Source organism: Pseudomonas agronomica (assembly GCF_025917275.1).
Classification (GTDB): Bacteria; Pseudomonadota; Gammaproteobacteria; order Pseudomonadales; family Pseudomonadaceae; genus Aquipseudomonas; species Aquipseudomonas agronomica.
In genome coordinates this window covers 1-11633 of sequence record NZ_JAOSHO010000134.1, presented here as the reverse complement: position 1 = coordinate 11633, position 11633 = coordinate 1, and the positions used below count along the sequence as shown (strand labels likewise).

Genomic DNA, 11633 nt, shown 5'->3' with positions numbered 1-11633 from the left:
ATCCCAGACTCATCTACATGGACATCAAGCCGGGGTGTCAGGCTGGTTCGCCGGATGCGCCTTCCGGAACGCCGCATGCTCGGCCGCCAACGCCGCAACCCGCCGGATTCGGGGATACGGTTGCAACGAGACATTGAACCGCTCGGCGGCGTACGACTGCGGGATCAGGTACACATCCGCCACGCCTGGCAGCGCGCCGAAGCAATAGCCGTCGTCGCCAATCAACTGCTCCACCGCCGTCAGTCCCTGGCTGATCCAATCCGCGATCCACTCCGTCACCTGCGTCTCATCGTGTCCCCACTTGCGCAGCTTGTTGAGCACGCTGACGTTGTGCAGGGGATGAATATCGCAGCCAATCAGCGCCGCGACGCCCCGCTCATGGGCACGAACCACAAGGTCGCCGCTGAGCAGCGGCACCTGGGGATAACGCTCCTCAAGGTATTCGATGATGGCCGGCGACTGCACCACCAACGCCCCTTCATCGGTGCGCAATGCCGGTACCCGCCCTTGCGGGTTGATGGCCAGGTAAGCCGGCTGGCGATGCTCGCCTCCGGGCGCGGCGATCAGGTTGATCGGCAGGGCCTGGTAATCCAGCCCCTTGAGCGCCAAGGCAATACGCACCCGATACGACGAAGTGGACCGGTAATAGGTATAGAGTTCCATGCCCCGCTCCTCACCGTGCCGGCAGGATCTTGCCGCGACATTCGCCGAAGCCGATGGACGTCATGCCTTCACGGCTGCAACGCGCGCGCAGGATGATTTCATCGCCGTCCTCAAGGAACTTGCGAACTTCGCCGGACGCCAGTTCGATCGGCTTCTTGCCGCCCTCGGTGATTTCCAGCAGGCTGCCGAACTGACCATTTTCCGGTCCCGACAACGTGCCCGAGCCAAACAGGTCACCTGCCTGTAACTGGCAGCCGTTGACGCTGTGGTGCGCCACCATCTGCGCCACGGTCCAGTACATGTATCGGGTATTGCTGAGGGTCAACCGATGCGCCGGCAGGTTCTGTTCGCGCATGGTTTCGGTCAGCAGCAGCACCTCCAACTCGATGTCGAATGCACCGCCGGCCTGGTCACGCGTGTCCAGCAGGTACGGCAGCGGCTGCGGATCGCCCTCGGGACGCGCCGGTTGGGGACGACGGAACGGTTCCAAGGCTTCAGCGGTGACCACCCAGGGCGAGACACTGGTCAGGAAGCTTTTCGACAGGAACGGCCCCAGCGGCTGATATTCCCAGGCCTGGATATCCCGCGCCGACCAGTCATTGAGCAGGCAGAAACCGGCAATGTGCTCGGCAGCGTCACCAATGGCGATAGGCTCGCCCAAGGCATTGCCTTGGCCGATCCAGATGCCCAACTCGAGTTCATAATCCAACCGTGCGCAGGGGCCGAACGTCGGCTCCGTCTGGCCAGCCGGCAAGGTCTGGCCCTTCGGGCGGCGCACATCGGTGCCGGACGGGCGGACCGTCGAGGCGCGACCGTGGTAGCCGATGGGCACGTATTTGTAGTTGGGCAGCAGCGGATTGTCAGGTCGGAACAGCTTGCCGACATTTTGCGCGTGCTCGATGCCGACGTAGAAATCGGTGTAGTCGCTGATTTTCGCCGGCAGGTGCATCTGGCAGTCCGCCGCACGGGGCAACAGCCTGTCACCCTGGGCTTCGATCTTGTCCCGCAACGGACTGTCTTCGCGCAGCAGCTCAAGGAGCCGCTCACGCAAGGCGACCCGGGCGCTACGGCCCAAGTCGAAGAAGGCGTTCAGTTGACCACCGTCCATGGCCGCGACAGCGTCGCCCGCCGCGCTCTCGAACAGGCCTGCCTGCAACGCTGCCTGCAGATCGAAAATCCGCTCGCCAATGGCAACGCCGCTCCGCGGGGCGCCGCCAGCGATGCTGAAAATGCCCAGCGGCAGGTTCTGCAACGGGAAGTCGGCATGATCGTTGGCGGAGGCGACCCAGCTGCGGGTGGGGGAAACGTGAGTCATGGATTATCTCCGGATCGGGTCGAACGTGACCGGCAACGAGGCCCAGCAGGCATCGTAGTCCGTTTGCAATTGTGGGCAGTCCAGGGCGAAACGGCTCGGGCGCAGCACTTGGCTGGTTTCGAACATGAACGCCATGGTGTTGTCGATTTTCGCCGGCTTGAGTTCGGCATTGATGGCCTTGGTGCACGTTTCGCCGTCGGGACCATGGGCACTCATGCAACTGTGCAACGATGCGCCTCCGGGCAGGAAACCTTCGGCCTTGGCATCGTAGGCGCCCTGGATCAGGCCCATGAATTCATTCATCAGGTTGCGGTGGAACCACGGCGGACGGAAGGTGTTTTCCGCCACCATCCAACGCGGTGGGAAGATCACGAAATCGAGATTTGCCAAGCCGTGAACACTGGTGGGGGAAGTCAGCACGGTGAAGATCGACGGATCCGGGTGGTCGAAGCTGACCGTGCCGATCGTGTTGAATCGACGCAGGTCATATTTATACGGCACGTTATTGCCGTGCCAGGCCACCACGTCGAAGGGTGAGTGATCCAGCTCGCAAGCCCACAACTCACCCAGGAATTTCTGTACCAGCGTGGTCGGCTGCGCGAGGTTTTCGTAATGGGCGACAGGCGTCAGGAAATCCCGGGGATTAGCCAGGCCATTGCTGCCGATAGGCCCCAGGTCCGGTAGCCGCAATGGCGCGCCATGGTTTTCAGCGATGTAGCCTCGAGCCTGCGGCTCGAGGAGCTCGACGCGCCACTTCAACCCGCGCGGCAGCACGGCAATTTCCAGCGGCGCCAGCTCCAGCACACCCAATTCAGTGATGATCCGCAAGCGCCCGAGTTGCGGCACGATCAGCCATTCGCCATCGGCGTTGAAGAACACCCGCTCCATGGAGCGGTTCGCGCAGTAGTGATAGATGCTGATGCCGGCCGGTTTGTCCGAACCGGCATTGGCCGCCATGCGCACCAGCCCGTCGATGAAATCGGTCGGCTGCGCAGGGATCTCCAGCGGGTTCCAGCGCAGGCGATTAGGCGTGACCTCACCCAGTGGACCACCCGCCAACTGACGATCAAGCCTGGCAAAGGCCGGATGATTGGCCGAGGGCCGGATGCGGTACATCCAGGTTCGCCGCGTTTCGCTGCGGGCCATGGTGAAAGCGGTGCCAGAAAACAGTTCGGCATAGAGACCGTACGGTGCTTTCTGCGGAGAGTTCTGGCCAACCGGCAGTGCGCCAGGCAACGCTTCGCTGGCGAACTCGTTGCCGAAGCCAGACAGATAAGCCAGATCCGACGGCGTGGAATCCAGGTTCATGGAGCCTCCTGAGATGCGGCCCCTCACATCGTTCGATGTCCGAGGCGCACCGGGTTATTTTTATCGTAATTCAATTACGCATAACGTAATTTGCTCGACGACGACCGTCAAGCTATAAAGACGCCCATTCGCCCTCCGGACCCGCACCTCCATGGAAAACCTGCCCAGCAACGGTAAACAGAAAGTCCGCTCGGCCGAGGTCGGCACCGACATCCTCAAGGCCTTGGCCGAACTGTCCCCCTCCACATCATTGTCGCGCCTGGCCGAGCACGTGCAGATGCCGGCGAGCAAGGTCCATCGTTACCTGCAAGCGTTGATCGCCAGCGGCTTTGCCGAACAGAACACCGCCACCAATCACTACGGCCTGGGCCGCGAAGCCTTGCGCGTGGGCCTGGCGGCCTTGAACGGCATGGATGTGCTGCAAGTAGCCGCCCTGCCCTTGGCCGAGTTGCGCGACGACCTGAACGAAACCTGTTTCCTGGCGGTGTGGGGGAATCACGGCGCGACCGTGGTGCGGATCGAGCCGGCCGTGCGGGCCGTCACCGTGGTGACGCAACTGGGCTCGGTGTTGCCGTTGCTCAGCTCCTCCACGGGACTGGTTTTCAGCGCTTACCTGCCGGCGCGCGAAACCGTCGGATTGCGTGAGGACGAAATCCGCGCGACACACGGTCATGCGCTGGCTGACGACCAGGCCTACGTGGCGCTGTGCGAACACATCCGCCAACGCGGGCTGCACCATGTGCACGGTTTGTTGATGCCTGGGGTAGATGCCTTGTCCGCGCCGGTGTTCAACGCCATGGGCCAAGTCACGGCAGTCATCACCATTGTTGGCCCGACTTCGCTGTTTCACGCTGATGAAAATGGCCCGGCGGCGCAACGCTTGTTGGCGGCGACCCGGGCCGTGAGCTGGCGGATGGGTTATGAGGCCAGCGTGGGATCAGACCAGGAAGCGCGGTAGGATCTTGATCAGCAGATCGTTGAGGTGCCCGGCGGTCAGCAGTGGGTGCCGATGCATCTCTTCACTGGAGAAAGGGACCAGGTTCACCGCTTGATGGTCGCCCTCTGCATGATAAGGAATGTCGTTATTGCCGAAATGCCCGAGCAGGTGGTCTGCCAGCGTCTGTGACGAGGCAATTGTCCGACCGCCCCGTTCATCGGTGGCGAAACCGGTGACATGGATGTCATTCAAGTCGAGGCCCGGTAGATACGTTTTCAAGACCGCCTCCATGTCCTTGGGTGTTACCGACTTCAGACCCGGCCAGGACAGATCCATCGCCGGCTTCTCGACCAGGCTCGAGACAATACCCAGAACGATTTTTTCAAAGGCAATCAGATCAAGCGCCTTGACCCGATCCTCCGGGGCGAACGAATAACGCTTGTTGAAGATTTCATTCGTCCCTTGCGTATAAGTGGGGCAACTCTGTTTTTCAACGCACGCCAACGTTTCATCAAACAAGGTAACAGAAGACAGATTCTCTTCGCTGGCCGTCGTTAAATAAGTCGTGTGCGGATTGATTCGCAGCTTTTCCAATGCTTGGCCCAGCAGCACCCGCACGGCAAAATCCACGCGCGTTTTCTTGAGTGCAGCCAGCCTTTGCGAAGTTGAAGAAAAAAATGAAGCGTACATAAAACATCCTTGTTATGGAGTGGACTCGAACTTCCGGTTCGAGCTATTTAATATGACAGCGCTATTAATAGCGCCATCACTGAGACAAAGAACATCAATCGCCTTTGCCACTTCAGCCCGGCAGTTATACCTCAAATATCCTTAAACGCTACAACGGCAAATGTAAGTACGTGTAAAGCACAACCAGGTTTAATTCATCACGCCCATGAACTTGGCCTTGGCCACGGCTTGCGTACGCCGTTGCACGCCCAACTTGCTATGAATACGACGCGAATGAGTTTTGACCGTGTGCAGTGAGATGAATAACTGTTCGGCGATCTGTTGGTTTGAATGACCTTGTGCAATTAACTCAAGCACTTCGAGTTCACGCTGACTGAGTACCGTTTCTTCGGCCAGCACGGCCGCCTGCTCGACTGGCTCCGCCGATTCAATCCAGCGCAGTAGCTCAGGCTGGCGCAAGCGCAGCTCATGCAGGGCTTGTTGCGCCCGCCAACAGGCGACACGCTGCAAGCCCTCTTCCATCAACGAACGCGCGTGGCCGCGGTCGGCGGACAACCAGGCTACTTCAGCCAAGGCCAGGTACAACTCGGTTTCCAGCCCATGCATTTCACGGCGTTGCGCCTGGACGATCATGTCTTTCAGGCGAGCCTGGGGTTCTTGCGCCCGTTGCAGATAAACCTCTGTGAGGATCAAAAGATATTCAAGGCGTGGAATCAGCTCCAACGTTGCGGGCGGCGCCTGCTTGGCCTGCGGGCCGTGAAAATGCCGCAACACCCGGGTCAGCACTTCGTGAGCCAGTTCCGGGCGCCCCTGCTGCAACCAGAATTGACAACTGGTCTGCAGCAACACGCCACGGTACACCGTATCGGGAATGTACCGCTGCTGCATGATGCGCTCGGCGTCGCGAAGCTGCATGAAGGCCTCGCCATAGTCGCCCTGGTTGGCGGCAAGGCTGGCCTTGCCGAGAAAGCCATAGAGAACTTGTTTGTCCTGGTTGCGCAAGCCCGTTTCCAGGCCCGCCTGGAAGTGCTCCTTTGCCTGTTCGTCAAGACCCATGCGCAAGGCCAATCGCCCGCGGCGCAGGGCAATTCGCCCCAGCAACGCGCAAAAGTCCTGCCCAGGCTTGTCGAGCAATGCCTGGACAGCGCCCAGCAAATGATCGGCACGGTGGGGAGCACCCCGCTGTTCCAGGATCTGGGCGTGATCCAGTTCCAGCAGGCCTTCAAATACCAGTGAGCCGTGCGCACGCGCCAGACACAATGCCTGGCGATTGATCCATTGTGCAGAGGCCAGCTCACCGTTGAGCAGTGCCTGTTGCGTCTGACCGATCAAACACAACACTCGAAGTGCCCAGGCGTCCGGGTCCAGGCTGGCCTGGGCCTGGAGAAAATGCTCGCGGGCCTGTTCGCCTTCGCCTCGAAGGTGCAGCAACCATCCACGCAGGACCTGCCACCGGCCGATTAACTGTCGCTGCAGGCAAGCCAGGGGCTGGGGCATGAATTTGATCAACTGTTCGATGCACACCTCTGCCTGCTCGAAACGTCCGGCAAACATCAAGGCCGTGGTCACCAGGCCTACCGATTGCGCCGTCCCGAGCGACAGCGCTTCATCCTGCTGGTCGTGCAGGTTCAGCAAGAGCTGGGCATTGCTGCGTTGCAACACATGCTCGAAATTCAAATGCTGCAGGAAACTGACGGCTGCCTCGAACTCCCCGGCCTGCATGGCTTGCTCGAACGCCATGGGCCAATCCTGTTCGGCGGCGAACCATTGGCAGGCTCGTCGGTGCCAGGAACGCCCCTGGGGCCAAGGTTCATCGCGCACCAGTCGGGCCAGCGGCGGGAAAATCTGCAGCCAGTCCGAAGACGCTTCCCACGGTTCGATAAAACAGCCCAGGTCCCGCAATAGGGGAAGGCACTCAGCCCCCACGGTGTCACCGAACAGATGCTCACAGAGTCGCGCATTGAAACGCGGCAGATGCGCCAGCACCCGCCAGGCCTGGGCCAGCTCGGGCGTGAGGGTGCCGAACAGTTCGTATTGCAGGTAATCGAGCAATGTACCGGGACGACCCGGCGCGGCGTGACGACGCGCCCATTCACAACGTTCCAGCAATGAAATGCGCACCCCGGCGCACCAGCCACCGCTGCGCTGGATGACTTCGCGGGCGGTGCGGGCCGCCAGCGGGCCGGGCAAGTGGCTGAGGAATTGCTGGACATCCTCGACGCCAAACACCAAGGCTTTGGCGTCGAACTCATACAATTCGTCATCGAGCAGCAGGCGCGGCCAGTTGCAGTGAGGACGCCGGCGACCATTGAGCCACAGATGCAACGCGGGACTGCTGGCGTTCAACAAACGGTCGAGCAATTGGTCCAGCTCAGGGTTGGGCACTCGGCAATAATCGTCCAGGAACAGCCACGTGGGGGTCTGCAAACGGGCCAGATGGGCCGACAGGCTTGCCTCATCCGTGACGGGCAGGCCAAGGGCTTGCGCCAGGCATTCACACAGCTGCGCGGCATCGAGTGCCGCGCCTGCCAACGGCAGCCAGTGCAACCGGCACTCAGCCGGGGCCTGCAAGAAGCATTCGGCGAACAATGCGCTCTTGCCGCTGCCGGCCGGCGCGCACAGCAGCTTGACTCGCGCCTCGGACGCCAGCAGGGGCTCGCTCAACGACCGGCGCGACACATGCGTCGAAGACAGGCGAGGCAACAGCCCAGGACGGTCCGGACACGGAGTCATGGCGGTCATTGTGCAAGGTCCCTTTTATTGTTGTTCCTTCACCCTAGACCTCTGTCGACCACCTTAGGAGAAGTATTCAGCGCGCTGATTGGCGGCCATAAAAAAAAGACCGGCAGCCCAGCTGCCGGTCATCGGTTTGCTATTTTCGCCTGAAGGGCGATTGGGGCCGCTGCGCGGCCCAGCGGGAGCAAGCTCCCCTCGCCACAGTACGGGCCGCTCTACCGGACTCCACTCGAACGTAGCGCCGCCGGGGTGTAGTCGGCTGCACGAGCCTCGAAGCCATAGACGTAGGCGTGCTTCTCTTCGTTCTTCATCCCCAGGGCGATGTAGCGGCCAGCGATGATGTCGTAGAGCGCTTCAAGCGTGTAGCCCGGGTTCTGGTGGTCGTAGTAGAACTGGGCATGCCCTTCGGCGACACGCCACAACTGGCCGCGGCCGTCATAGTGGTCCACCAGCGCCGCCTGCCAGCTGTCCTCGTCGATGTACATGTGGCGCTTGGCGTAGATGTGCCGCTCGCTGGGCTTGACCGTACCGATCACTTCCCAGACACGGTGCAACTCATAGCGGGTCAGGTCCTGGTTGATGTGGCCGGCCTTGATCACGTCGTCATACTTGAGGCTCGGCGAATCGAGTTTGTAGCTGTTGTACGGGATGTACATTTCCTTCTTGCCAACCAGTTTCCAGTCGTAGCGATCCGGCGCACCGGAGAACAGGTCGAAGTTGTCCGACGTACGCAACCCGTCGGCGGCGGTGCCCGGGCCGTCGTAGGCCACTTGCGGGGCGCGACGCACGCGGCGCTGGCCGGCGTTGTAGATCCACGCCAGGCGCGGCTCCTTCACTTGGTCGAGCGTCTCGTGCACCAGCAACACACTACCGGCCAGGCGCGCCGGGGCCGTCACCTCCTGCTTGAAATAGGTCAGCACGTTGCTGGCTTTGTCCGGATCGGCGTCCTTGATCAGGAACGGCACGGCGATCTCTTCTTCAAAACGGATCGGCGTGTAGCTGCCGTTGGTCTGCGGCGTGGCCTGGATGATGACACGCCGCAGGTTGCCGCCGTGATAACGAGTGATGTGGTTCCACAGTACTTCAACGCCATTCTTCGGGATCGGAAACGCGTAGTAGCGGTTGCCGGTGAAATTGGCCAGGCCGTTGCCATCGTTGATCGCGTTCACATTGAGCGCGCTGCGCTTGGCCGCTTCATAGACTTCTGGCGGCAGGCCGACGCTGCGATGGGTCGGGTAGACCGGGATCTTGTAGGTTTCCGGGTAGCGCTTGAACATCGCGACCTGGCCGTCGGACAGCTTGTCCTTGTACTTGTCCACGGTCGCGGCGGTGATGGTGAACAGCGGTTTTTCATTGGCGAACGGGTCGGCCAGGAAGCCTTTGCTGTCCACCGCACCGGCGTTTTTCGCAATGCCGCCGGTCCAGGCCGGGATCGAGCCATCGGCGTTACCGGCCTTCTCCGCCCCCAGTGGCGTCAGGCTGGTGCCCAGTTTGTTCGCTTCCTCCGGCGACACCGCCGCCATTACGTTCGCAGCCAGCAGGCTCAGGGCCAGGGCACCGCATTGCAGGATCATCTTGCGCATTGGGTTTTCCTTGTCAGCCAGATCAGAAGTTCACGCCGAAGCTCAGCGCGAGGAAGTCGCGGTCTTCGAGAACGTTGTAATCGCCGCCGAAGAAATCGGTGTAGCTCAGGCTGGCGGTATAGGTGTTGCGGTAATCGGCATCGACACCCACGCTGATGGCCTTGGCGCCCTCGTTGAACAAACCGTTGGGACCATAGCCGGCCACGTCATGGGACCAGGACACGTTGGGCTTGAAGTTCACCCCGCCGATGACGTTGGAATAGTCGAGGATCGCCCGGGCACGGTAGCCCCAGGACGTCGACGTGACGAAACCGTCGGTGTCGCCGTTGAAGCCGTACTGGCCGTAGACCGAATCGCGGCCGTAACGCAGCTTGTCCTTCGATTCCAGGCCACCGACGTGCACCACCGCCGCCTCGCCCACCACGGTCAGGCGATCGGCGCCCAGGACCTGGTCGAAGAAGTGCGTCAGGGTGCTCTGGACCTGGGTGACTTCCTTGCGGCGGTAGCCGGTGTTGTCGGCGCCGGCGGAAGTGGCGATGGGTGATGCGGCGCCACCCGCGATCGGGTTTACCAATGCGAGCGTCAGGTCGTTGGTGTTGACCTGCACCGGTGCGTTGGGCCGATAGCTGATCTCGCCGGTCCACGCGGTACCGGTGGGCAGCGTGGTGGAGAAGCTTGCGCCGTACAGACGGATGTCTTCGGGGTATTCGAGATAATAGCCACCGCGACCCAGCATTACGCTTTGGGCCAGACCCGCACCGCTACCCGGTACTATCCCGTTGGCTATCGCGACCATCCCTGGCAGGGCGGCCAGCGTGGAAGCCCCTGCCGTGGTGGTGCCCACGGTCGGCGTACGACTGTGATAATTCATGAAGTACAAGCCGTATTCCGTGTCGTCACCGAGCCAACGCAACGCCGTGCCCCACTGCCCGGAATCCCGCGCATCGCGGTCCGCACCACGGGCAATCACAACGCCTTCGTCAGTCACCCGGATGCCCTGCCCGAAGGCCTGGGTCAATGGCACGAACGGAGCAATTGCCGGACTGCCCACCGTGTATCCACTGGTACACCCATCGGCCACCACATCGTTACCAAAGAACGTCCCGCAGTTGTCGACAACCGTCTGGTCCCACTCCAACTGGTAGAAACCTTCGATGGTGAGTTTGTCGGTCAGGCCCTGGGAGGCGAACAGCATGTTCACCGGGATCAGGCCTTCCTTGATCTCCGCACCCGGGCGACGGAACGCCGACACGTCGATCGGGTTGATGCTGTTGATGGAGTTGCCGATGAAAGTACTTTCACCCCAACTGACCACCTGCTTGCCGGCGCGCACGGTGCCGGGCAAATCGGCGATGGAATAGTTGTGATAGACGAAGGCATCGAGAATTTCCGCGCCTGAGGACTTGGCACCCTCTTTGCGATTGCTGTCGCTGATGTCCTTGAACTCACGGTTTTCATCCTTGAGCTCGAAGTCATACCAATACTTGCCACGCACGAACACACCGGTGTCGCCGTACTTGAGTTCCAGGTCGTGCAAGCCCTTGAAGATTTTCGAAAAGGTCTCGCCCTTCTTGAAGTTCAGTCGTCCATCGTCACCGGTGGACGATTGCCCCCTCCCCCCGTTGACCGTACCGACCAGATCCTTGTCGGCATCGCGCATGCCCCAGCTCGCGCCAACGGACAGCGAGGAGTCGAACTGACCCTCGATTTCGCCAATGTTGAAAGAAACGGCCTGCGCCTGGGCACAGCAACCCAAGGCCACCGCGACGGCCAGCGCCTGCGGCTTGAAGATGGCGCGCATTGTTATTGTTGTCATGCGTCTTCCCCGGTGAGTGACAGAGCCTTCACCCTACTGCCGCACGTCATGGGCGATAAGCGCACCAAGGGGGTATTCGCGCTGTACCTAAAAAGGATTACAGCCCATACGGGAAGGGCGTCTGCGCTGCGCATGAACAGGACGGATGATGGGTTATCAGCGCCGCGCATAACGATCGTGGCGCGGGCAACTGTTGCGCGCACCGCAACAGTGCATGTCCGAAACCGGGCTGTTTCCCGCAGCGCCCGATCCCTATGCTGGCCGGGCTTGCAGGGCAACGGGCCTGCAAGCACATGTCGTCCGGCGTCCCTCGCGCCGGCGCACCGTCATTCGGATGGATTGCACATCGATCCATCATCCCCGTGTCCACTGACGTTGATTTGTAGCTCCTTTGCAACGTCACGTTTAGGCCGCTGCGTTTTGCAGCGGCCTTTTTTATTTGGGGTCATGTCGCGTGTTGCTTGTTTCCTACACTTTTGTCGGAAATATCTATCCTCGTTGCCCCCATTCGAAACTAAGAGTTTGTCGTCGCTTCCCACAACACCGCCAGAAAGCAACTACGCGCCTGGCAAAAATTCACTGTTA

Annotated in this window: 8 protein-coding genes; 1 reads left to right on the top strand and 7 read right to left on the bottom strand. The window is 61.0% G+C overall.

Annotated elements, in window-relative coordinates; all coding sequences use genetic code 11:
• Positions 1-24: 24 nt before the first annotated feature.
• From maiA to hmgA, 3 genes are read right to left on the bottom strand one after another with little or no spacing between them, the layout of a single operon-like run.
• The gene (maiA, locus tag OC610_RS12345) at positions 25-663 is read right to left on the bottom strand and encodes a maleylacetoacetate isomerase (RefSeq protein ID WP_264428012.1); all 639 of its coding nucleotides are present in this window, start codon (positions 661-663) and stop codon (positions 25-27) included.
• Between the two features lie 10 nt (positions 664-673).
• Positions 674-1978, bottom strand: a complete 1305-nt coding sequence (gene fahA, locus OC610_RS12340) for a fumarylacetoacetase (protein WP_264428011.1) — start codon at positions 1976-1978, stop codon at positions 674-676.
• Positions 1979-1981: 3 nt separating this feature from the next.
• Positions 1982-3286, bottom strand: a complete 1305-nt coding sequence (gene hmgA, locus OC610_RS12335) for a homogentisate 1,2-dioxygenase (protein ID WP_264428010.1) — start codon at positions 3284-3286, stop codon at positions 1982-1984.
• A gap of 151 nt (positions 3287-3437) precedes the next feature.
• Here hmgA and OC610_RS12330 point away from each other — a divergent pair, with 151 nt between their 5' ends.
• Entirely contained in the window at positions 3438-4244 is an 807-nt protein-coding gene (locus OC610_RS12330) for an IclR family transcriptional regulator (protein WP_264428009.1), read from the top strand.
• Here the strand turns inward: OC610_RS12330 and OC610_RS12325 are convergent.
• The 4 genes from OC610_RS12325 to OC610_RS12310 form a co-directional block, all read right to left on the bottom strand.
• Positions 4224-4913 (bottom strand): hypothetical protein, encoded by a 690-nt coding sequence (locus OC610_RS12325; protein ID WP_264428008.1) that lies wholly within the window; start codon positions 4911-4913, stop codon positions 4224-4226. The two genes, OC610_RS12330 and OC610_RS12325, sit on opposite strands and share 21 nt — an antisense overlap.
• A 189-nt stretch (positions 4914-5102) precedes the next feature.
• Positions 5103-7655 carry a helix-turn-helix transcriptional regulator gene (locus tag OC610_RS12320; protein WP_264428007.1) on the bottom strand — a complete coding sequence of 851 codons (2553 nt, stop codon included), beginning with the start codon at positions 7653-7655 and terminating at the stop codon, positions 5103-5105.
• A gap of 209 nt (positions 7656-7864) precedes the next feature.
• The gene (locus tag OC610_RS12315; protein ID WP_264428006.1) at positions 7865-9232 is read right to left on the bottom strand and encodes a DUF1329 domain-containing protein; all 1368 of its coding nucleotides are present in this window, start codon (positions 9230-9232) and stop codon (positions 7865-7867) included.
• A 22-nt stretch (positions 9233-9254) separates the two neighbouring features.
• The gene (locus tag OC610_RS12310) at positions 9255-11048 is read right to left on the bottom strand and encodes a DUF1302 domain-containing protein (protein WP_264428005.1); all 1794 of its coding nucleotides are present in this window, start codon (positions 11046-11048) and stop codon (positions 9255-9257) included.
• Between the last annotated feature and the right edge of the window lie 585 nt (positions 11049-11633).